Here is a 22,494-nt window from a genome sequence, read left to right as displayed (position 1 = left end):
CACCACGGAGGTCTCAGGGAGGTAGGGTCGTAGGCGGTCGGGGACATCCCAAACAGAGCTCGCCGGCACCGCATGGCCGGCGTACCAACGAGGAGATCGGTTCGTGACGATCCGCGTAGGCATCAACGGCTTCGGTCGTATCGGTCGCAACTACTTCCGCGCGCTGCTGGAGCAGGGCGCTGACATCGAGATCGTGGCTGTCAACGACCTGGGTGACACCGCGACCACGGCGCACCTGCTGAAGTACGACACCATCCTGGGTCGGCTCAAGCACGAGGTCACCCACACCGCCGACACGATCACCGTCGACGGCCACACCATCAAGGTGCTGTCCGAGCGCAACCCGGCCGACATCCCCTGGGGTGAGCTGGGCGTCGACATCGTCATCGAGTCGACCGGCATCTTCACCAAGAAGGACGACGCCGCCAAGCACCTTGCCGGCGGCGCCAAGAAGGTCCTCATCTCGGCTCCGGCCAAGGACGAGGACATCACCATCGTGATGGGCGTCAACGAGAACAAGTACGACCCGGCGAACCACCACGTCATCTCCAACGCCTCCTGCACCACCAACTGTGTGGCGCCGATGGCGAAGGTCCTCGACGAGAACTTCGGCATCGTCAAGGGTCTGATGACGACCGTGCACGCGTACACGAACGACCAGCGCATCCTGGACTTCCCGCACAAGGACCTGCGCCGCGCCCGTGCCGCCGCGGAGAACATCATCCCGACCACGACCGGTGCCGCCAAGGCCACCGCCCTGGTCCTGCCGCAACTCAAGGGCAAGCTGGACGGCATCGCGATGCGTGTCCCGGTCCCGACCGGCTCGGCCACCGACCTGGTCGTGGAGCTGTCGCGCGAGGTCACCAAGGACGAGGTCAACGCGGCGTTCAAGAAGGCCGCCGAGGGCGAGCTGCAGGGCTACCTGTCCTACACCGAGGACGAGATCGTCTCCTCGGACATCGTCAGCGACCCGTCGTCCTGCACCTTCGACTCCTCCCTGACCATGGTCCAGGAGGGCACCTCGGTGAAGATCCTGGGCTGGTACGACAACGAGTGGGGCTACTCCAACCGCCTCGTCGACCTCACGGTCTTCGTCGGCAACCAGCTCTGATATATCCAGAGCAGGCGCATTGATATGAGAGCAGGGCTCGGGCGGCGCAGGGACGCGCCGTTCGAGCCCTGACTCACGTGCAGATCAGACCTGTTGGATCACGAGTGCTTGCGAGCACTTACGAGCGATCACGAGCCCTTCTCAGGAGTCCCCTTCATGAAGACGATCGACGAACTTCTCTCCGAAGGCGTCGCCGGTAAGCGGGTCTTCGTCCGCGCCGACCTGAACGTGCCGCTGGACGGCACCACGATCACCGACGACGGCCGTATCCGCGCCGTCCTGCCCACCGTCAAGGCGCTGGCCGATGCGGGCGCCCGCGTGGTCGTCGCCTCGCACCTGGGCCGTCCCAAGGGTGCCCCGGACCCCGCGTTCTCCCTGGCCCCCGCCGCCGCGCGCCTCGGTGAACTGCTCGGCGCGGACGTCGCGTTCGCGAACGACACGGTCGGCGAGTCCGCCCGGGCCGTGGTCGCCGGCCTCGCCGACGGTCAGGTCGCGGTCGTCGAGAACCTCCGCTTCAACGCCGGTGAGACGAGCAAGGACGACGCCGAGCGCGGCGCCTTCGCCGACCGGTTGGCCGCCCTCGTGGACGTCTACGTCGGCGACGGCTTCGGTGCGGTGCACCGCAAGCACGCCTCCGTGTACGACCTCCCGGCCAAGCTGCCGCACTACGCCGGCTACCTCATCGCGAACGAGGTCGGCGTCCTGAAGAAGCTCACTGAGGACGTCAAGCGGCCCTACGTCGTCGCGCTCGGCGGCGCCAAGGTGTCCGACAAGCTCGCCGTCATCGACCAGCTCCTCGCCAAGGCCGACCGGCTCCTCATCGGCGGCGGCATGGCGTACACCTTCCTCAAGGCCAAGGGCTACGAGGTCGGCATCTCCCTCCTCCAGGCGGACCAGATCCCGGTCGTCACCGAGTACATGGAGCGCGCCGAGAAGAACGGCGTCGAAATCGTCCTGCCGGTCGACGTCCTGGTCTCCACCGAGTTCCCGGACCTGAAGACCAAGGCCCCGGCCAACCCCACGACCGTCGCCGCGGACGCCATCCCGGCCGACCAGGAGGGCCTGGACATCGGTCCGGAGACCCGCAAGCTGTACGCCTCGAAGCTCGCCGACGCCGCCACCGTCTTCTGGAACGGCCCCATGGGCGTCTTCGAGCACCCCGACTACGCCGAGGGCACCAAGGCGGTCGCCCAGGCCCTCGTCGAATCCAAGGGCTTCACCGTGGTCGGCGGTGGCGACTCCGCCGCGGCCGTCCGCACCCTGGGCTTCGACGAGACGGCATTCGGCCACATCTCGACCGGTGGCGGCGCCTCCCTCGAATACCTCGAGGGCAAGACGCTCCCCGGCCTCGCCGCACTGGAGGACTGACCCTTTATGAGCACGCGCACGCCGCTGATGGCGGGCAACTGGAAGATGAACCTCAACCACCTCGAGGCCATCGCGCACGTCCAGAAGCTCGCCTTCGCCCTGGCCGACAAGGACTACGAGGCCGTCGAGGTCGCCGTCCTGCCGCCCTTCACCGACCTGCGCTCCGTGCAGACCCTGGTCGACGGCGACAAGCTGAAGATCAAGTACGGCGCCCAGGACATCTCGGCCCACGACTCCGGCGCCTACACCGGCGAGATCTCCGGCCCGATGCTGGCCAAGCTGAAGTGCACGTACGTGGCGATCGGCCACTCCGAGCGCCGCCAGTACCACGCCGAGACCGACGAGATCGTCAACGCCAAGGTCAAGGCCGCCTACAAGCACGGCCTGACCCCGATCCTGTGCGTGGGCGAGGAGCTGCACGTCCGCGAGGCGGGCAACCACGTCTCCCACACCCTCGCCCAGGTCGAGGGCGGTCTGAAGGACCTCCCGGCCGAGCAGGCCGAGACCATCGTGATCGCCTACGAGCCCGTCTGGGCCATCGGCACCGGCAAGGTCTGCGGCACGGAGGACGCCCAGGAGGTCTGCGCCGCCATCCGCGGCAAGATCGCCGAGCTGTACTCGCAGGAGCTGGCCGACCAGGTCCGCATCCAGTACGGCGGCTCCGTGAAGGCGGGCAACGTCGCGGAGATCATGGCCCAGGCCGACATCGACGGCGCCCTGGTCGGCGGTGCCTCGCTGGACGCCGACGAGTTCGTCAAGATCGTGCGGTTCCGCGACCAGTGAGTTCCTGGTAAGCGGGATCCGTCGTACCCTTGCGGGGGCACAGCTCAGTGGCTGTGCCCCTGTCGTCCATCCAGATCCGAGGAAGTTGGTCCAGCCGTGGTTATGGGGTTCTCGATCGCCCTGATCGTCTTCAGCGGGCTGCTGATGCTGCTGGTGCTGATGCACAAGGGCAAGGGCGGCGGCCTCTCCGACATGTTCGGTGGCGGCATGCAGTCGTCCGTCGGTGGCTCCTCGGTCGCCGAGCGCAACCTCGACCGGATCACCGTTGTGGTCGGTTTGCTGTGGTTCGCGTGCATTGTCGTGCTCGGTGTCCTGATGAAGGTGAACAACTGACCGGCACGCACAATCCACACGTAAGGCCCCATGTTCGGTACGCGCAGCTGAGCGCGGCCTATCATGGGGCTTGCGTCTAGGTGTGAGGGCTCTGTAACTCCAATCACTGGACGCGCGTTGGGCCTTACGTAGACTGAGGCGCTCGCAGCGAAGCGAAACGCCGACTCGCTTCGCGGCACCATCACGCAGGGAGTTACGACCGTGGCAAGTGGCAACGCGATCCGAGGAAGCCGGGTCGGGGCGGGGCCGATGGGCGAGGCCGAGCGGGGCGAGTCCGCGCCCCGGCTGCGCATCTCCTTCTGGTGCTCCAACGGGCATGAGACCCAGCCCTCCTTCGCCAGCGACGCGCAGGTTCCCGACACCTGGGACTGCCCGCGCTGCGGCTTTCCCGCCGGACAGGACCGGGACAACCCGCCGGACCCGCCGCGCACCGAGCCCTACAAGACGCACCTCGCGTATGTACGGGAGCGGCGCAGTGACGCGGACGGCGAGGCGATCCTCGCCGAGGCGCTCGCCAAACTGCGGGGCGAGATCTAGGAATTGAGGCCGGCCGGACACCCTCGGGTGCCCGGCCGGATCTGTACGACGCACCGGCGCCGAGCCGCTCGCGGACCGATTGTCAGTGGCGCCCCCTACGGTTTGTGGCATCGATCTTCTGCATCGATGGACCGGGAGGGGGAGTTGTGGCGACGGCTGGGACGGTGGGCGTGGGTGCGCCCGTGTGGCGTGGAGGCTTCGGCCGGCTGTGGAGCGCCGCCGTGCTCTCCAGCTTCGGCGACTCCCTGCGTACGGCGGCCCTGCCGCTCCTCGCCGTGACCCTCACCGACCGGCCGCTGCTGATCGCCGCGGTCACCGCCTGCGGCTATCTGCCGTGGATCGTCTTCGGGCTGCTCGGCGGCGCCGTCGCCGACCGGGTGGACCAGCGGCGCGCGATGTGGACGGTCGATGCGTTACGAGGCCTCCTGGTCGGCGCTTTCGCGGTGGCCGTGGCGTTCGGTCACGCTTCGATCGGCCTGCTCATCGCACTGGCTTTCACTCTGACCACGCTCCAGACAGTGTTCGACAACGCCGCCACGGCCCTGCTCCCCGCCCTGGTGGACCGTGACGCGCTGGGCAGTGCGAACGCCCGCCTCATGACCGGGCAGCGCATCGCCGGCGGACTGGTGGGCGGGCCGGTCGTGCCGGTGCTGCTGGCGGCCGGAGCGGCCGTGCCCTTCGCGGCCGACGCCGGCACCTACCTCGTGGCGGCCGTGCTGGTGGCCTCACTGCGGATCGACGCGCCCGAGCGGGGGCCGGCACCGGCGGGCAGCACCCTGCGCCGGGAGATCGCGGAGGGACTGCGCACCCTGTGGCGCGATCGGGCCCTGCGAGGACTGTGCGCGGCCACCGCGCTGTGCAACATCGGCATGGGCGCCCAGCTCGCCACCCTGGTCCTCCTGGTGACCGGGTGGCTGGACGCCGGCCCCGTGGGGTACGCCGCGGCGGGCGCTGCCTTCACCGTCGGCGGCCTCGCCGGGGGAGTGCTGAACGGCCGGATCGTGAAGCGCCTGGGCGGGATCCGGGCCGTGCTGCTCGCCGGCGCGGTGCAGATCGCGGCCCTCGTCGTCATGGGCACCGTGCGCGGCCTGGCCGTGCTGGTGGCCGCCCTGGCCGTCTTCGGGCTCATGGGCATGGTGTGGAACGTCAACACGACGACCCTCATGCAGCAGCGCAGCCCCGTGGCGCTGCTGGGCCGGGTGGCCTCGGCGTTCCGGACCCTGGCCTTCGCCGGGGTGCCGCTCGGCGCCCTGCTGGGCGGTGCCGTCGCGACCGCCTGGGGCCTGAACACCCCGCCCCTGCTCACGGCCGCCTTCTTCGTACTGGCCGTCGCCTCGCTGATACCTGTGCGCAAGCCGGACGTACCTGTTGTTGCGCCGGACGACGACGCCACGACGGCTCACGCCGCGCGCTGATCAATTAGGTTGGAACAGCTGGGACAGGCACGAAAGAAGGCTGAAGTCGGACATGAACGCAGACGGCCGTACCAGGCTCAACCAGACGCCCGAGTGGACCGCGTTGGCCAAGCACCGAGAGGAGCTCGGCGAAGTGGGGCTGCGGGAGCTGTTCGCCGCCGACCCGGGCCGTGGTGCGGGGTACACGCTGCAGGTCGGTGACCTGCACGTCGACTACTCCAAGCATCTGGTCACCGACGAGACACTGCGGCTGCTGCGCGAGCTGGCCGCCGCGACGGACGTGTTCGGGCTGCGGGACGCCATGTTCCGCGGCGAGAAGATCAACACGACCGAGAACCGCGCCGTGCTGCACACCGCGCTGCGCGCACCCCGTGACGCGGTGATCGAGGTCGACGGGGAGAACGTCGTCCCGGGGGTGCACGCCGTCCTCGACAAGATGGCCGACTTCGCCGAGCGGGTCCGCTCCGGCGCCTGGACCGGGCACACCGGCCGGCGCATCAGGAACGTCGTGAACGTCGGCATCGGCGGCTCCGACCTCGGCCCGGCGATGGCGTACGAGGTGCTGCGCAGCTTCACCGACCGCGACCTGATCGTCCGCTTCGTGTCGAACGTCGACGGCGCCGACCTGCACGAGGCCACCCGCGACCTGGACGCGGCCGAGACGCTGTTCGTCATCGCCTCCAAGACGTTCACGACGATCGAGACGATCAGCAACGCGACCTCGGCGCGCAACTGGCTGCTGGGCGAGCTGAAGGCGGGACCGGAAGCCGTCGCCAAGCACTTCGTCGCGCTGTCGACGAATGCCGAGAAGGTGGCGGACTTCGGCATCGACACGGCCAACATGTTCGAGTTCTGGGACTGGGTCGGCGGGCGCTACTCCTACGACTCGGCGATCGGCCTGTCCCTGATGATCGCCATCGGGCCGGACCGCTTCCGGGAGATGCTCGACGGCTTCCACACCGTCGACGAGCACTTCCGCACCGCGCCCGCCGAGTCCAACGTGCCGCTGCTGCTCGGCCTGTTGGGCATCTGGTACGGCAACTTCCACGACGCCCAGTCGCACGCGGTGCTGCCGTACAGCCACTACCTGTCGAAGTTCACGGCGTATCTGCAGCAGCTGGACATGGAGTCCAACGGCAAGTACGTCGGCCGGGACGGGCGGGAGGTCGACTGGCAGACCGGGCCGGTCGTGTGGGGCACGCCGGGCACCAACGGGCAGCACGCGTACTACCAGCTCATCCACCAGGGAACCAAGCTGATCCCGGCGGACTTCATCGGCTTCGCCGAGCCCGTCGCCGAGATGAGCGACGGACTCAAGGCGCAGCACGACCTGTTGATGGCGAACTTCTTCGCGCAGACGCAGGCGCTGGCGTTCGGCAAGACGCCGGAGGAGGTGCGCGCCGAAGGGGTGCCGGAGGAGCTGGTGACCCACAAGACGTTCAAGGGCAATCACCCGACGACGACGATCCTCGCGCGCGAGCTGACTCCGTCGGTGCTCGGGCAGCTGGTCGCGCTGTACGAGCACAAGGTGTTCGTGCAGGGCGCGGTGTGGAACATCGACTCCTTCGACCAGTGGGGCGTCGAGCTCGGGAAGGTCCTCGCCAAGCGCGTCGAGCCCGCGCTGACCGAGGGCGCCGAGGTGCCGGGGCTGGACGCGTCGACGAAGGCGCTCGTCGCCAAGTACCGGGAGCTGCGCGGCCGGCAGTGACCGCGGATCCGGCAGAAGTCGCGGATCCGGCGGTGACCGCGGATGCGGAAGGCGGGCGGCGCGTGGTCGTCCGCTTCCCGTAGACTCCCTCGTTGATCATGGGCACGATCACTCGGGGGAGTGTGAATTGACTAGTTCACAAGGGAGTTGGACCGGCGGCGCCCTGACCGCCCAGTCGTTCCTGAAGCCTCATCAGGTCGCGAAGGCGGTGTTCCACCCGACCTGGATCCCGAACTCGCTGGATCCGTCGGTGGACGCGCTCAAGAAGGCGCGGGTCATCGTGGGGGCGGTCGCGGCGTTCGGTGTCTACACCTTCGTCGAGGGCGGATTCGCCTTCGACGAGATGCTGGACAACGCGGCGACCGCGTGCGCGGTCCTGCTGTTCATCACGCCGCTCACGGTCGGCGTGATGCTCTGGCTGTGGCGGCGTTCCGGCGCCGGAACGGTGGGGCAGCTGCGGGGACCGCTCGTCAGGTCGCTGAAGTTGCTGCTGCTGTTCATCGGCTCGGCGCTCGGGACCCTGTTGATCTTCCGCTTGGGCGGCTCGCTCGGGGTCCTCGGGAACATGCTGCTCAGCCTCGTGGGGCTCTGGATGGGCTTCTTCGTGATCGCCGGCGCCTACCGGATCTCGGGGAACTTCTTCGGCACCGCTGTCGTGCACCGCGGTCTGCCGCCGTTGCTCGCGACGGTGACGACCTGGCTGATGGCCATTCCCGACCTCGTGACCGGTGACCTGCACGGTCTCGGCCTCGCCCTGGGCTTCGTCTTCATCCTGGGCGCTCCCGTGACGGTCACGGGCATCGCCCTGCTGGAGATGGGCCGACTCAAGAACAGGTACGGCATCCGGCTGGCCGCCCACCCGGCCACCCTGCCGCCGACCCCGACGCCCACTCCGATGCCGACCCCGCCGCCACCGTCGTACGCCCCGAACGGCTTCGTACCGCCACAGGGCAACCCGTACGCGCCGCCCGGGAACCCCTACGGTCGGCCCTCGCAGGGGAATCCGTACGGCCCGGGTGCGCAGCATCCCTATGGGCCGCAGCCTCCGCAGAACCCGCCGCCTCCCTACAGCCCGCACCCTCCGTACAACCCCCAGCAGCCCTACGGCCCCGGCCCCTACGGCAGCTGACCTCGCGGAATCCGTGCCGGCCCGTCGCCGGTCAGGCGACCGCGCTCAGGGTGTCGGCGAGTCGGCGGCGGGCGGCGCGGGAGGCCGGGACGGCGGCGAGTGCGGCCGCTCCGGCGACTGCCGCCGTGCCGAACAGCACCAGGAGGGCGGCGGACGGGCCCTGGGCGATCCCGGCGCCGATGCCACTCGATCTGCCCTGGGCGTCGATCAGCCAGTGCGCGAGGGGCGTGCCCAGTGCCGTGCCGATGACGACCGCGGCCAGGGCGGTGCAGGCCGTGGAGGTGACGGTGATCGCGGTGATCTGCCGGGGGGACAGTCCGATGGCCTTGAGGGCCAGCAGGTCGCGTTCGCCCTCGCGGACGGCACCGCCGATCGCTGTGAGCAGTTCGATGAGCCCGATGAGGGCCAGCACGGCGATCAGGCCGACGACGACTCCGCGCAGGGCCGAGAGGCCGTCGGCGGGGTTCGGCACGGCGTGCACGTCGAGGCGTCCGTGCCCGGCGGTGGCCAGCCGGTCGGCGACCTCGCCGGGGTCCGCGCCCGGGCGGAGCCGCAGCTCGTAGAGGGTGGGGCCGAGGCCTGGGTCGTTCTCGCGGAGGGTGTCGAGGGAGGTGGAGATGACCCGGCCGGCGTTCTCCGGCTCGACGCTGCGGCCCACGATGTGCAGGATCTGCGGCTGGTCGCCGACGGTCATCCGGACCCAGTCGCCGACCTGCACGTCCAGCAGATCCAGCAGCCCCTGCCCGGCCACCGCCTCGTCGCGGCCCTGCGCGGGGCGGCCCTCGGCCAGGGCGTACGGGTAGGGGTCCTCGCGGGTGCCGAGGCCGCGCAGGGCGATCGTGGCCGTCTGGCCCGGGACCAGGGCGGCCACCTCGACGCCGGGGTAGGCGGCGGTGACCTGCGGGTCGCGTTCCAGCAGAGTGCGGGTCTCCCGGTCGGCCAGGCCCGAGTCGGCGTGGACGGTCAGGGCGGTCGGCAGGCCGATCTGCTCGGGGCTGCTGTCGAAGCGCTCGATCGTGGTCCACGCGCTCATCGCCACCACGATCAGCAGCAGCGGCAGCGCGAGCCGGGCGACCGTCGCCAGTGACCTCAGCCGGCGTGTGAACGCCCGGTGCCAGCCCAGCACCAGCGCGGGCGGCAGCCGCAGCCCGAGCGCCTGCCTGGCCACCCCCGACAGCCGTGCGCCGAGCGGTGCCGCGGGCCGTGGCACCGGCACCGGGGGCACGCGTCCCGCCCGCCAGGCCGCGAGCCCGGTGGTCGCGCCGATGAGCAGCACCGCCGCGACGGGAACCGTGAACAGTGCCACGGTGTGCCCGGGCAGCCCCTGCCACACCCCGACCGCGTCCCCGAGCCGGCCCGGGATGTGGCTGCCAAGGGCCTGGATGAGGGTCGCCGCGGCGACGGCACCCAGCAGCGCGTATGCGAGGTGTTGCAGCAGGAAGACGCGGACCACCTGGCCCGGCGTGAAGCCGATCGCCTTCAGCACGGAGATGTCCCGCAGATGACCGCGGATACGGGTGCCGATCGCACCGTGGACGGCGAGTCCGGCGGCGACGAGCGCGCCCAGCCCGAACAGGCCCAGCACCTGCCCGAGCAGCCGGTTGTCGCCCTGCGCCTCGGCGCGCCCCTGTTTCCAGGTGGAGACCTCGCTGACCGCGCCCGCGCCCAGCACGGTCACGGCCCGCTGGACGGCGTAGTCCGTGTCGTCGGGGTCCGTCAGGCGCAGCCCGATCACCTGACCGCCCGGGTCGGGCACGGCGGACGGCGGCGCCCAGACGAGACCCGGCTGCTCGCCCGGGCGGTAGCGCGGCTCGGCGCTGTCGGCGATGCCGAGGACGGTCAGGGTCCGGGCGGTGCCGGTGCCGGGCAGGGTGAGGGTGTCGCCGGGGGCGGCGAGAAGGGCGCGGGCGAGGCGGGTCTCCAGGACGACGCCGTCGGGGTTCGAGGGGTCCAGCCAGTGGCCGGAGGTGATCAGGGGGCGCCCGACGGTGGGGCGCTCGGGGGTGCCGCGCAATTCGACGGTGGCGCGGGTGCCCTGGGAGGACAGGGTGGTGGAGGCGGTCGGGTAGGGGCCCGCGACGGACTCGACGCCGTCGAGCCCGGCCAGTTTCCCGCTGTTGGCCGAGGGCCCGGTGTGCAGCCACACGTGCGCGCCGTGCGCCTGGGTGAAGACGCGCTGCCAGGGGTTGGTGGCGTAGCCGAAGAGGGCCGTGGCCAGCAGCAGCGACACGACGATCCCGGCCGTGGCCAGCACGAGGAACAGCGCCTCGCCGCGGTGCGTACGCAGATCGGAGTGCGCCCAGCGCAGGGTGGCTCGCATGGGCGTCAGCCTCGCCGCTCGGGACCGGCAGGCCCACCCAGGGGGCGGGGATCGTCGTAGCGCCGCATCTCAGTCCCTGAGCTCCAGCACACCCGACGTCCCGGCCCGGCGTGGCGGGGTGTCGGCGTCCAGTTCGGCGTCGTCGGCTATGCGGCCGTCGAAGAAGCTGATCACGCGGTCCGCGGCGCTGGCCAGTCGGGCGTCGTGCGTGACCAGCACGATCGCCTGGCCGCGCTGGTGGAAGCGGGACAGCAGCCGCATCACCTCGCGGGTGCCCTTGCTGTCCAGGCTGCCGGCGGGCTCGTCGGCCAGCAGCAGCGGTGGACGGTTGACCAGGGCACGGGCCAGTGCGACACGCTGCTGCTCGCCGCCGGACAGCTCGCCCGGCAGGCTCCGCTCCTTGCCCGCGAGGCCCAGCTCGCCCAGCAGTTCCGCCCGCTCGGTGCGCGCCCGCTTCGGCGCGACGCCGGCCAGCAGTGCGGGCAGCTCCACGTTGTCGGCGACGGACAGGTCGGAGACCAGGTTGAAGAACTGGAAGACGATCCCGATCCGCTTCCTGCGCTCCACCGCCCAGCGGGCCTCGCTCCACCGGTCCGCGCGCTCGCCGTCCAGCCAGATGCTCCCGCTGTCCGGGCGCTGTAGCCCGCCCAGCAGATGCAGCAAGGTCGACTTGCCGGCACCGGACGGGCCGGTCACGGCCACGAACTCGCCCTGCCGGACGGAAAGATCAACGCCCCGGACGGCATGCGCCGGAGCGCCCTCGCCGCCCTGGTGCGTCTTGACCAGGCCCTCGGCCCGCAGCACCGGGTGGTTCTCGGCCTGCGGCGCAGGGTCGCCGGCGCGCGTCGCGCGACCTTCGGCGCCCAGCGCAGGAGCGGAATCGTCGCTCACTCCAGCTCCTCCAGCTCTTCCTGGCACCGCTCCAGCCAGTCGAGGTCGGCCTGCAGATGCAGCATCGCGCCCTCGATCAGCAGATGGGCGATGCGGTTGTCCCGGTCTTCGGCGGCGGCCAGTTTCGACAGTTGACGCATGGTGTTCAGGTACTGGCGCCGCTGTTGGTTGATAAGTGCGATCTGGTCGGCGAGCCCCGTCTGCGGGGCGACGGCCAGCTTCATGAAGAACTCGTCCCGCACCCGCGGCTCGTCCTCGGGCTCCTCGAACCAGGCGCGCAGCGCCTCACGCCCGGCGTCGGTGAGGTGGTAGACCTTCTTGTTGGGCCGGCTCGACTGCTCGACGTCCTCGCCCTCTATCAGCCCCGATTTCTCGAGGCGGCCGAGGGTCACATAGATCTGGCCGACGTTCGGCTGAGGGTACGCGGAGCCCAGCAGTTGCTCAAGGTCCTGCTTCAGCTCATAGCCGTGGGCCGGGCCGCGCGCCAGCAGGGCCAGGAGGGGCAGCCGCACTCGTGCTCTCCTCCTCGCATCATGGGTAATGTGCCGCGAGGCCTAGTATCGCGCATACCTAACAGGTATACATGGCCTCTGACTCCGGGCGAAGGTGCCTGGGGCCGGTGTGCAAGGAGGAACCTATGCGGTGGATCCACGCCGCCGGTAGGGGCCTTCTCGTCCTCGTTGTGATCCTGACCGGCTACGTTGCCTCCGGCGCCCGCGCCGACGAGGGTCCCGCGAGTGGCAGGGGACCCCTGACCCTCGCCACCGCCGGCGACCTCACCGGCTATCTCGGTTCCGTCCTGGAGGGCTGGAACCGCACCCATCCCGACGAGAAGGTCACTCTCGTCGAGCTGCCCGACTCCGCCGACGAGACCCACGCGCAGATGACCACCGACCTGCGCGGCGGCGACCGCAGTCGCTTCGACGTCCTCAACATCGACGTCAGCTGGACCTCGGAGTTCGCGGCGCAGGGCTGGATCCGCCCACTGGCGCGCGACCGCTTCCCGCTGGGGAGCTTCCTGCCGCCGGTCGTGGACACGGCGACCTACGACGGACAGCTGTACGCGGTCCCGTACGTCACCAACGCCGGCCTGCTCCTGTACCGCAAGGACATCCTCGCCAAGGAGGGCGTCGACCCACCGCGCACCTGGGCCGAACTGGAGCGGGCCGCGAAGACCATCGCGCCCGAGTACGGCCTGGACGGCTACGCGGGTCAGTTCCTGCCGTACGAAGGGCTCACGGTCAACGCAGCCGAGGCCGTCTACTCGGCGGGCGGCTCGATCCTCGGCGACGAGGGCGAGCGCGTCACCGTGAACTCGACGGCGGCCCGCGACGGCATCGACTTCCTCGCCCGGGGCGTCCGCGAGGGCTGGATCCCCGAGCGGGCGCTCACCTACAAGGAGGAGGAGTCCAAGCAGGCCTTCCAGGACGGACGCCTGCTCTTCCTCCGTAACTGGCCGTACGCCTATGTAGGCGCGTCGGCCAAGGGCTCGCCGGTCTCCGGGCGGATCGGTGCCGTACCGCTGCCGGGTCCGGACGGGCCGGGGACGAGTGTGCTGGGCGGTTCCAACCTGGCCGTCAGCTCCCATGCCCGGCACCCCGACTCGGCCGCCCGGCTGATCGCGTACCTGACCAGCGAGCGCGTCCAGCGTCAGGTCCTCACGCGCGGCGCCCTGCCGCCGGTACGGGCCGACCTGTACGAGGATCCCGGGCTGGTGCGGGAGTTCCCCTATCTGCCGACCCTGCGCGAGAGCGTGCTGACGGCCGCGCCGCGCCCCAAGAGCCCGCGCTACGACCAGGTGAGCCTGGTGGTGCAGGCGGTCGTGCACGACGCGATGACCGGGCGCGAGACGCCCGAGGCCGCGGTGCGGCGGCTGGCGCGAGAGCTCGACGCCATCGCCGCTGAGTAGTTACCTGTTAGGTAACGGCAGCATCTCATCCCTCCTCGACCTGCCCTGGTATGCCCTATTTTGCTGGGTCAACTGCTCGGTAGCTTGCGTCCAGTTCATTGACACCCTCCTGAAACGGATACTTAACATGCATGCATGCTGAGTAAGTACCACTGGTGGCGTGACGCGGTGATCTACCAGGTCTACGTCCGCAGCTTCCTCGACAGCACCGGCGACGGTGTCGGCGACCTCGCTGGGGTCCGGGCCGGGCTGCCGTATCTGAAGAAGCTCGGGGTCGACGGGATCTGGCTGAGCCCCTTCTATCCCTCGCCGCAGCACGACCACGGGTACGACGTGGCCGACTACTGCGACGTCGACCCGCTCTTCGGCGACCTCGCCGAGTTCGACCAGCTGGTGGCCGCGGCCCGCCGGCTGGGGATCAAGGTGCTGCTCGACATCGTCCCCAACCACTGCTCCAGCGAGCACCTGTGGTTCGAGGAGGCCCTGTCCGCCCTGCCCGGCAGCGCGGCCCGCGCCCGCTTCCACTTCGCCGACGGCCGTGGCGCCGACGGCTCCGAGCCGCCCAACAACTGGCACGCGATGTTCGGCGGCCCGGCGTGGAGCCGGGTGACCGAGGCGGACGGGCGGTCCGGCCAGTGGTACCTGCACATGTTCACGCCCGAGCAGCCGGACTGGAACTGGCGCAACCCGGAGGTCGCCGCCGAGTTCGACCGGGTCCTGCGTTTCTGGCTGGACCGGGGTGTCGACGGCTTCCGTATCGACGTCGCCGCCGGCCTCTACAAGCACCCCGAGTTGCCCGACTCCGACGACCCGGAGGCCGACGCCCGCACCCGCGACTCGGTCAACCCGCTCGCCTGGAACCAGCCCGAGGTGCACGACGTGTGGCGCCAGTGGCGCTCCATATGCGAGGAGTACACCGCCCGCGACGGCCGTGAGCGTCTGCTCGTCGGCGAGGTGTCCGTCCCGACCGCGCGCGAGCACGCCCAGTACGTCCGCTCCGACGAGCTCCATCAGGCCTTCTTCTTCGACCTGCTCAGCGCCCCCTGGGAGGCCGACGCCTTCCGCAAGGTCATATCCGAGGCCATGCAGGACATAGCCGGCACGGGCTCGACGGTCACCTGGGTCCTCAACAACCACGACCAGGTCCGCACCGTCACCCGCTACGGCGAACCCGCCACCGGGGGCAGCGGCCTCGGCGCCGCCCGCGCCCGCGCCGCCGCGCTGCTGATGCTGGCGCTGCCCGGTGCCGCGTACATCTACCAGGGCGAGGAGCTGGGCCTGCCCGAGGTCGTCGACCTGCCCGACGACGTGCTCACCGACCCGATCTTCCACCGCACCGGCAGCCGGGCCCGCATCCGCGACGGCTGCCGGGTGCCGCTGCCCTGGTCGGGCCAGGCGTCCCCGTTCGGCTTCACCTCCGGTGCGGAGAGTGCCAAGCCCTGGCTGCCGCAGCCCGAGTACTTCGCCGAGTACGCCACCGACCGCGCCCTCGCCGACACCCGCTCCTTCTGGCACCTGTACCGCGACGGCCTCCAACTGCGCGAGGCACTGCCCCAGTTGGGTGAGGGCACGCTGAGCTGGCTGGACAGCGCGCCCGGCGTCCTGGCCTTCGTCCGCGGCGACGGCCTCGTCTGCGCCGTCAACTTCGGTACCGCGCCCACCCCGGCGCCGGTCTCCGGCACCCCGCTGCTGTCGAGCGGCCCCTGCCCGGCCGGGGTCCTGCCCGGCTCCACCGCGGCCTGGTGGATGAGCGACGGGACCGAGTTCCGCGCCTCCTGATTTTCCGTCAACTCCCCATTCCCCGAAGGGACATCAACGATGATGCGACGACGTACGACCCTGCTCACCGGATGCACCGCTCTCGTCCTCGCGCTCGGCGCGACCGCCTGTGGCGGCGGACCCGTCGCCGCGGGTGGCGGTGACAAGGCGCTCAGCGGCCAGACGATCACCGTGGCCGGTGTCTGGACCGGCACCGAGCAGAAGAACTTCCAGAAGGTGCTGGACGCGTTCACCGAGAAGACCGGCGCCAAGACCGAGTTCGTGTCCACCGGGGACAACGTCTCCACCGTCGTCGGCAGCAAGATCGAGGGCGGCAACGCCCCCGACGTGGTGATGGTCCCGCAGGTCGGCGTGCTCCAGCAGTTCGCGAAGAAGGGCTGGCTGGAGCCGCTGTCCAAGACCACGCAGAAGTCCGTGGACGCCAACTTCGCCCCCGTGTGGAAGAACTACGGCAGCGTCGAGGACACCCTCTACGGCCTCTACTTCAAGGCCGCGCACAAGTCGACCGTCTGGTACAGCCCCGACGCCCTCGCCCAGGCCGGCGTCGAGCCGCCGAAGAGTTACGACGACATGCTGAAGGCCGGGCAGACCGTCTCCGACTCCGGCCTGGCCGCCTTCTCGGTCGCGGGGGAGGACGGCTGGACCCTCACCGACTGGTTCGAGAACGTCTACCTCTCCCAGGCCGGACCCGAGAAGTACGACGCCCTCGCCTCGCACGAGCTGAAGTGGACCGACGCGTCCGTGGTCGACGCGCTCACCACCCTGGGCAAGCTCTTCAAGGACAAGCAGCTGATCGCGGGCGGCCAGAAGGGGGCCCTGAACACCGACTTCCCGGGCTCGGTGGAGAAGGTGTTCGGGCCGAAGCCCGAGGCGGGCATGGTCTACGAGGGCGACTTCGTCGCGGGCGTCGCCAAGGACCAGTTCGGCAAGTCGATCGGCGAGGACGCGAACTTCTTCCCGTTCCCGGCGGTCGGTTCCGGCAAGGCGCCGGTGGTCAGCGGCGGTGACGCGGCCGTCGTCCTGAAGGACGGCAAGAACCAGAAGGCCGGCATGGCGCTGCTGGAGTACCTCGCCACCCCGGAGGCCGCGGCGGTGTGGGCGGGAGCGGGCGGCTTCCTGTCCCCGAACAAGAACGTCGACCCCGCCTCGTACGGCGACGACGTCACCCGCGCGACCGCCAAGTCCCTCGTCTCCGCGGGCGATTCGGTCCGCTTCGACATGTCCGACCAGGCTCCGGCGGCCTTCGGCGGCACCAAGGGCGCGGGCGAGTGGAAGCTCCTGCAGGACTTCCTGCGCGACCCGTCGGACCCGAAGGGCACCGCGGCGAAGCTCGAGGCCGCGGCGGCCAAGGCGTACGAGGGCCAGGGCTGATCATCCATGACCGCCACACGTATGAAAGCTGACCGGACATGACCGCCACCCTCGTGAAAGAGGCAAGCCCGTCGCCCGCCCCGGGCGACGGCAAGGCGCGCGCCCGACGCTCACGGCGGCGCGGGCGGATCATCGCCCTCCTCTTCGTCTTCCCCGCGCTGCTCCTGCTGGGCGCACTCGTCGTCTACCCGGTGCTGTTCTCCATCGGGCGCAGTTTCTTCGACGCCTCCGGCACCGAGTTCGTGGGCGGCGAGAACTACACCGAGATGTTCCGCGACCCGGCGACACTCAACGCGATCCGCAACACGACCATCTGGGTCGTCGTGGCCCCGGCCCTGCTGACGGGCCTAGGTCTGATCCTGGCTGTGCTGGTGGAGAAGGTCCGCTGGGCGACCGCCTTCAAGCTGCTGCTGTTCATGCCGATGGCCGTGTCCTTCCTCGCCGCCGGCATCATCTTCCGGCTCGCCTACGACGAGGACCCGGACAAGGGCGTGCTGAACGCCGCCGTCGTCTCCGTGCACGACGCCTTCCAGGGCACGTCGACATATCCGACGGCACGGGCACGCGACGGGCAGGGGCTGGCGAAGGGGGCGGACGGCTCGCTCGGCACGACCGCGACCGCGTCCCCCGGCCAGGCCGTGACGCTCGGACTCGTCGGTGTGCTTCCGGCGGACCTTCCCGGGGACGCCCGGCCGGCGAACGCGGCCGCGGGGCAGAAGGCGAGCCCCGGTGAGCTCAGCGGCGTCGTGTACCTCGACTTCACGCCCGGTGGGGGAGGGGAGCAGGGCAAGGTCGACCAGCGGGAGAGCGGGCTGCCGGAGATGACGGTCGAGGCGGTGCGTGGCGGGGAGGCGGTCGCCTCGACGACCACGGCGGCCGACGGCTCCTTCCGTTTCAAGGGGCTGGACGACGGGTCGTACACGGTGAAGCTGCCGGCCTCGAACTTCGCCGCCCCCTACGAAGGGGTCTCCTGGCTCGGGCCCACGCTCGTCACGCCGGCGATCATCGGGGCGTACCTGTGGATCTGGACCGGGTTCGCGATGGTCCTGATCGGTGCGGGTCTGGCGACCCTGCCCCGGGACGCGCTGGAGGCCGCGCGGATGGACGGCGCGAACGAGTGGCAGATCTTCCGGCGGATCACGGTGCCGCTGCTGGCGCCGGTGCTGACGGTCGTGTTCGTCACCCTCGTCATCAACGTGATGAAGGTCTTCGACCTCGTCTACATCATCGCGCCCGGGCCGGTGCAGGAGGACGCGACCGTACTCGCGACGCAGATGTGGCTGGTGTCGTTCGGCGGCGGCAACAACCAGGGGCTGGGCAGCGCGCTCGGTGTACTGCTCCTGCTGCTCGTCATCCCCGCCATGGTCTTCAACGTCCGCCGTTTCCGAGGGAGTCAGCGATGAACGCGGTCAGGCGCGGACTGGGCAACGGGCTGGTCCAGGCGTTTCTCGTGGTGATCGGGCTGGTGTGGCTGACGCCGCTGGCGGGGCTGTTCCTGTCGTCCATGCGGTCCGCAGAGGACACGGCGAAGGGCGGCTGGTGGACCGTGTTCACCAGTCCCGGCCAGCTGTCCTTCGACAACTACTCGGCACTGCTGGGCAACGCCGGAATCACCCAGGCCTTCTGGAACACCGTGCTGATCTCGGTGCCGGCGACTTTGCTGGTGGTCGTCCTCGCGGCACTCGCCGGATACGCCTTCGCGTGGCTGGACTTCCCCGGACGCGAGGCGATCTTCCTGGTCGTCGTGGCGCTGCTCGTGGTGCCCGTGCAGATCGGGCTTCTCCCGGTCGCCAAACTCTTCGGCCAGCTGGGGCTGTTCGGCACGATTCCCGGTGTCGTCCTCTTCCACGTCGCCTACGGGCTGCCGTTCGCGGTGTTCCTGCTGCGGAACTACTTCGCCGAGCTGCCCAAGGAGATGCTGGAGGCCGCACGGATGGACGGGGGCAGCGAGTGGCGGATCTTCACGCGGCTGGTGCTCCCGGTGGGGCGCCCGGCGATCGCCTCGCTCGCCATCTTCCAGTTCCTTTGGGTGTGGAACGACATGCTGGTGGCGCTGCTCTTCGCGGACAGCGCGTCGCAGCCGCTCACGGTTGAACTGCAATCCCAGATCCGGCAGTTCGGCAGCAACATCGACGTGCTGGCGCCGGGGGCGTTCGTGTCGCTGGTGGTGCCTGTCGTGGTGTTCTTCGCGTTCCAACGGCACTTCGTGCAGGGCGTGATGGCCGGGTCGGTGAAGTAGCCCGGCATGACGTGCATGTGCTTCGGGCCCTCGCTTCACCGGGAAGCGAGGGCCCGAAGCGCGTTCACGCGGACGCCGGTGGATACAGCGACCGCGGCAACTGCGAAGCCGCCGCCGCGTCCAGCAGCCACAGCGTCCTGGCGCGGCCGTACGCCCCGGCCGCCGGTGCCTGGATCTCACCCGCGCCCGACAGCGCGATCGCCGCCGCCTGCGCCTTGTCCTCGCCCGCCGCCAGCAGCCACACCTCACGCGCAGCCCGGATCGCGGGCAGCGTGAGGGTCACGCGGGTCGGTGGGGGCTTGGGGGCGCCGTGGACGCCGACGACCGTGCGGTCCGTCTCGCGTACCGCGGGGAGTTCCGGGAACAGGGAGGCCACATGCGTGTCCGGACCCACGCCCAGCATCAGGACGTCGAACGTGGGAACCGCGCCGTGGTTCTCCGGTCCCGCCGCCCTCGCCAGCTCCTCCGCGTACGCGGAAGCCGCCGCCTCCACGTCCGTGCCGAACGGGCCGTCCGAGGCGGGCATGGCGTGCACCCGCTTCGGATCCAGCGGCACCGCGTCCAGCAGGGCTGCACGCGCCTGAGTGACGTTGCGCTCCGGATCGCCCTCGGGAAGGAAACGCTCGTCGCCCCACCACAGGTCCAGCCGGCCCCAGTCGACGGCGTCCCGGGCGGGGGCGGCCGCGAGCGCGGCCAGCAGGCCGTTGCCGTTGCGGCCACCCGTGAGGACCACGGACGCCGAGCCCCGGGAGGCCTGCGCGTCCACGATCTTCGTGATCAGCCGGGCCGCCGCGGCCTGCGCCATCAGCTCCTTGTCGTGGTGCACGACCAGCTGGGGAGTACTCACTTGGCCGCCGCCCTCTTCACCGGTTCCGGTGCCGTCGCTTCTTTCGCGGGTGCTTTCGCAGCGGTTTCGACGGGAGCCGGGAGAGCGGCTCGTCCGGCCGGTTCTCCTTTGGCCGGCGCTCCCTCCCCACCCGGCGACTCCTTGGCCTGCGACTCGCCGGCCTGCGACTCGCCGGCCTGCGACTGCTCGGCCGGCGACTCCTCGGCCCTGGCCACGGCGGCCTCGGCCAGAGCGACGGCCTGCGCCGCCTTGGCGATCGCGGCCTCGACGCCCCGGACCGCCTGAGCCGGCCCGGCGTTCAGCCGCTCCACCCCGAACCGCAGCGCCGAGGCGTACGTGTCGTCCGGGTCGAGCCGCCGCAGCTCCTCCGCGATCAGCTCGGCCGTATCCCGCCGCTTCAGAGCCACCGCACGGTCCGGCTGGCCCTGGATGGACAGGGTCGCCAGGGAGCCGTCCGCCCGGTCGAGCGCTATCGGGCCGCAGTCGGTGTCCATACGGACCGCCGTCAGGCCGGGGCCCGACGACAGCGACCGCTTGACGGGGACGTCCAGCCGGTCGGCGAGCCACATCGCCAGCAGCTCACAGCTCGGGTTGAACTCCTCGCCCTCCACCTCGACGGCCTGCACCTCGCAGACCACCTGGTCCAGAGCCGCCGCCAGCATCGAGCGCCACGGCGTGATCCGGGTCCAGGACAGGTCGGTGTCGCCGGGTGTGTAGGCGTCGGCGCGGGCCGACAGCTCACGTACCGGCTGCTCCGAGGCGTATGTGTCGGTCACCCGGCGCTGGGCCAGCGCGCCCAGCGGGTCCTTCGCCGGGTCGAGCGGCGCGTTGACCGGCCACCAGGCCACCACCGGGGCGTCCGGCAGCAGCAGCGGCAGGACGACCGACTGGGCGTGGTCGGACACCTCGCCGTACAGGCGCAGGACGACCGTCTCGCCGGTGCCCGCGTCCGCGCCCACCCGCACCTCGGCGTCCAGTCGGGACTGCGTACGGTCGCGGGGCGAGCGCGAAACGCGCTTGATGACCACGAGCGTGCGCGAGGGGTGCTCGCGCGAGGCGTCGTTGGCGGCCTTCAGAGCGTCGTAGGCGTTCTCCTCGTCCGTCACGATGACCAGCGTGAGCACCATGCCCACGGCCGGCGTGCCGATGGCCCGGCGACCCTGCACCAGCGCCTTGTTGATCTTGCTGGCCGTGGTGTCCGTGAGGTCTATCTTCATGGCCGGCGCCAGCTCCGTCCGTCTCGCTCGAGCATTTCGTCCGCCTCGACGGGGCCCCAGGTACCTGACGGGTACTGGGCCGGCTTGCCGTTCGTGTCCCAGTACTCCTCGATCGGGTCGAGGATCTTCCAGGACAGCTCGACCTCCTCGGTGCGCGGGAAGAGGTTCGAGTCACCCAGGAGGACGTCCAGGATCAGACGCTCGTACGCCTCCGGGCTCGACTCCGTGAAGGACTCGCCGTACGCGAAGTCCATCGACACGTCGCGGATCTCCATCGAGGTGCCCGGCACCTTCGAGCCGAAGCGGACCGTGACGCCCTCGTCCGGCTGGACGCGGATCACGATCGCGTTCTGGCCGAGCTCCTCGGTGGCCGTCGTGTCGAAGGGGGAGTGCGGCGCGCGCTGGAAGACGACCGCGATCTCGGTGACGCGGCGGCCCAGGCGCTTGCCGGTGCGCAGGTAGAAGGGGACGCCCGCCCAGCGGCGGTTGTCGATCCCCACCTTGATCGCGGCGTACGTGTCCGTCTTCGACTTGGCGTCGATGCCCTCCTCCTGGAGGTACCCGACCGCCTTCTCACCGCCCTGCCAGCCGGCCGCGTACTGTCCGAACACCGTGTCCCGGCCCAGGTCCTTCGGCAGCCGTACGGCACCGAGCACCTTGGTCTTCTCGGCCGCCAGCGCGTCCGCGTCGAAGGAGGCGGGCTCCTCCATCGCGGTCAGTGCCAGGAGCTGGAGCAGGTGGTTCTGGATGACGTCACGGGCGGCGCCGATGCCGTCGTAGTAGCCGGCGCGACCGCCGATGCCGATGTCCTCGGCCATGGTGATCTGCACGTGGTCCACGAAGGACCGGTTCCAGATCGGCTCGAACATCGTGTTGGCGAACCGCAACGCCAGGATGTTCTGGACGGTCTCCTTGCCCAGGTAGTGGTCGATGCGGAAGACCTGGTCCGGGGCGAAGACCTCGTGGACGACCTTGTTGAGCTCCTCGGCCGACTTCAGGTCGTGTCCGAAGGGCTTCTCGATGACCGCGCGGCGCCAGGAGCTGCTCGTCTGGTCGGCGAGGCCGTGCTTCTTCAGCTGCTGGATGACCACCGGGAAGGAGCGCGGCGGCACCGAGAGGTAGAAGGCGAAGTTGCCGCCCGTGCCCTGGGCCTTGTCCAGCTCCTCGATGGTGCCGCGCAGCCGCTCGAAGGCGGCGTCGTCGTCGAAGGTGCCCTGCACGAAGCGCATGCCCTGGATGAGCTGCTGCCAGACTTCCTCACGGAAGGGGGTGCGGGCGTGCTCCTTGACGGCGTCGTGGACCTCCTGCGCGAAGTCCTCGTTGGCCCACTCGCGGCGGGCGAAGCCCACCAGCGAGAAACCCGGCGGCAGCAGACCGCGGTTGGCGAGGTCGTAAACGGCCGGCATCAGCTTCTTACGTGACAAATCGCCCGTAACGCCGAAGATCACCAGGCCCGACGGCCCCGCGATACGCGGGAGCCGTCGGTCGGCGGCGTCACGAAGCGGGTTCGCTTCAGTGACGGTGAAGGGTGGCAAGG

The 22,494-nt window shown here is 70.4% G+C and carries 19 protein-coding genes; 13 read left to right on the top strand and 6 right to left on the bottom strand.

What is annotated here, in order from left to right; genetic code table 11:
- Window positions 1-103: 103 nt before the first annotated feature.
- The 8 genes from gap to AB5J55_RS09980 all read left to right on the top strand — a co-directional run bounded on the left by gap (window position 104) and on the right by AB5J55_RS09980 (window position 8,384).
- Window positions 104-1,111: a type I glyceraldehyde-3-phosphate dehydrogenase gene (gene gap / locus AB5J55_RS10015; RefSeq protein WP_369270310.1), complete on the top strand. Its 1,008-nt coding sequence runs from the start codon at window positions 104-106 to the stop codon at window positions 1,109-1,111.
- 156 nt (window positions 1,112-1,267) lie between these two features.
- The gene (gene pgk / locus AB5J55_RS10010; RefSeq protein ID WP_369270309.1) at window positions 1,268-2,479 is read left to right on the top strand and encodes a phosphoglycerate kinase; all 1,212 of its coding nucleotides are present in this window, start codon (window positions 1,268-1,270) and stop codon (window positions 2,477-2,479) included.
- 6 nt (window positions 2,480-2,485) lie between these two features.
- Entirely contained in the window at window positions 2,486-3,262 is a 777-nt protein-coding gene (tpiA, locus tag AB5J55_RS10005) for a triose-phosphate isomerase (RefSeq protein WP_369270308.1), read from the top strand.
- A 102-nt stretch (window positions 3,263-3,364) separates the two neighbouring features.
- The gene (gene secG / locus AB5J55_RS10000; RefSeq protein WP_328430621.1) at window positions 3,365-3,595 is read left to right on the top strand and encodes a preprotein translocase subunit SecG; all 231 of its coding nucleotides are present in this window, start codon (window positions 3,365-3,367) and stop codon (window positions 3,593-3,595) included.
- A gap of 201 nt (window positions 3,596-3,796) precedes the next feature.
- Window positions 3,797-4,132 carry an RNA polymerase-binding protein RbpA gene (locus AB5J55_RS09995; protein ID WP_003957010.1) on the top strand — a complete coding sequence of 112 codons (336 nt, stop codon included), beginning with the start codon at window positions 3,797-3,799 and terminating at the stop codon, window positions 4,130-4,132.
- Between the two features lie 146 nt (window positions 4,133-4,278).
- Complete coding sequence (locus AB5J55_RS09990) at window positions 4,279-5,547, top strand: MFS transporter (protein ID WP_369270307.1); 1,269 nt, start codon at window positions 4,279-4,281, stop codon at window positions 5,545-5,547.
- Between the two features lie 52 nt (window positions 5,548-5,599).
- Window positions 5,600-7,255, top strand: coding sequence for a glucose-6-phosphate isomerase (pgi, locus tag AB5J55_RS09985; protein WP_369270306.1), 1,656 nt, complete (start codon window positions 5,600-5,602; stop codon window positions 7,253-7,255).
- Between the two features lie 127 nt (window positions 7,256-7,382).
- Entirely contained in the window at window positions 7,383-8,384 is a 1,002-nt protein-coding gene (locus AB5J55_RS09980; RefSeq protein ID WP_369270305.1) for a hypothetical protein, read from the top strand.
- A gap of 31 nt (window positions 8,385-8,415) precedes the next feature.
- Here the strand turns inward: AB5J55_RS09980 and AB5J55_RS09975 are convergent, their stop codons facing one another.
- From AB5J55_RS09975 to AB5J55_RS09965, 3 genes are all read right to left on the bottom strand, one after another.
- On the bottom strand, window positions 8,416-10,704 hold the full coding sequence (locus AB5J55_RS09975; RefSeq protein ID WP_369270304.1) for an ABC transporter permease: 2,289 nt from the start codon (window positions 10,702-10,704) through the stop codon (window positions 8,416-8,418).
- Between the two features lie 69 nt (window positions 10,705-10,773).
- Window positions 10,774-11,571, bottom strand: coding sequence for an ABC transporter ATP-binding protein (locus tag AB5J55_RS09970; RefSeq protein ID WP_369276144.1), 798 nt, complete (start codon window positions 11,569-11,571; stop codon window positions 10,774-10,776).
- A 20-nt stretch (window positions 11,572-11,591) separates the two neighbouring features.
- Window positions 11,592-12,107, bottom strand: a complete 516-nt coding sequence (locus AB5J55_RS09965; protein ID WP_369270303.1) for a PadR family transcriptional regulator — start codon at window positions 12,105-12,107, stop codon at window positions 11,592-11,594.
- Window positions 12,108-12,232: 125 nt separating this feature from the next.
- On the opposite strand from AB5J55_RS09965, the gene AB5J55_RS09960 reads away from it, so the two are divergent.
- The 5 genes from AB5J55_RS09960 to AB5J55_RS09940 all read left to right on the top strand — a co-directional run bounded on the left by AB5J55_RS09960 (window position 12,233) and on the right by AB5J55_RS09940 (window position 18,893).
- Window positions 12,233-13,504, top strand: coding sequence for an ABC transporter substrate-binding protein (locus tag AB5J55_RS09960; RefSeq protein WP_369270302.1), 1,272 nt, complete (start codon window positions 12,233-12,235; stop codon window positions 13,502-13,504).
- A gap of 135 nt (window positions 13,505-13,639) precedes the next feature.
- A complete protein-coding gene (locus AB5J55_RS09955; protein ID WP_369270301.1) occupies window positions 13,640-15,283 on the top strand; it encodes a glycoside hydrolase family 13 protein in 1,644 nt (547 codons plus the stop codon).
- A 39-nt stretch (window positions 15,284-15,322) separates the two neighbouring features.
- On the top strand, window positions 15,323-16,654 hold the full coding sequence (locus AB5J55_RS09950) for an ABC transporter substrate-binding protein (protein ID WP_369270300.1): 1,332 nt from the start codon (window positions 15,323-15,325) through the stop codon (window positions 16,652-16,654).
- 38 nt (window positions 16,655-16,692) lie between these two features.
- Window positions 16,693-18,057, top strand: coding sequence for an ABC transporter permease subunit (locus AB5J55_RS09945; RefSeq protein ID WP_369270299.1), 1,365 nt, complete (start codon window positions 16,693-16,695; stop codon window positions 18,055-18,057).
- A complete protein-coding gene (locus tag AB5J55_RS09940) occupies window positions 18,054-18,893 on the top strand; it encodes a carbohydrate ABC transporter permease (RefSeq protein ID WP_369270298.1) in 840 nt (279 codons plus the stop codon). Before AB5J55_RS09945 ends, AB5J55_RS09940 begins: the two co-directional genes overlap by 4 nt.
- 64 nt (window positions 18,894-18,957) lie before the next feature.
- On the opposite strand, the gene pgl is transcribed toward AB5J55_RS09940, so the two are convergent.
- From pgl to zwf, 3 genes are read right to left on the bottom strand one after another with little or no spacing between them, the layout of a single operon-like run.
- The gene (gene pgl / locus AB5J55_RS09935) at window positions 18,958-19,740 is read right to left on the bottom strand and encodes a 6-phosphogluconolactonase (protein ID WP_369270297.1); all 783 of its coding nucleotides are present in this window, start codon (window positions 19,738-19,740) and stop codon (window positions 18,958-18,960) included.
- Window positions 19,737-20,957: a glucose-6-phosphate dehydrogenase assembly protein OpcA gene (gene opcA / locus AB5J55_RS09930; RefSeq protein WP_369270296.1), complete on the bottom strand. Its 1,221-nt coding sequence runs from the start codon at window positions 20,955-20,957 to the stop codon at window positions 19,737-19,739. The genes pgl and opcA overlap by 4 nt, the downstream gene beginning before the upstream one ends.
- The gene (zwf, locus tag AB5J55_RS09925; protein WP_369270295.1) at window positions 20,954-22,492 is read right to left on the bottom strand and encodes a glucose-6-phosphate dehydrogenase; all 1,539 of its coding nucleotides are present in this window, start codon (window positions 22,490-22,492) and stop codon (window positions 20,954-20,956) included. Before zwf ends, opcA begins: the two co-directional genes overlap by 4 nt.
- Between the last annotated feature and the right edge of the window lie 2 nt (window positions 22,493-22,494).

The sequence above is a fragment of the Streptomyces sp. R11 genome, assembly GCF_041051905.1.
GTDB lineage: Bacteria > Actinomycetota > Actinomycetes > Streptomycetales > Streptomycetaceae > Streptomyces.
The sequence above is the reverse complement of the archived record's forward strand: the minus strand, read 5'-3'. Positions and strand labels throughout refer to the sequence as shown.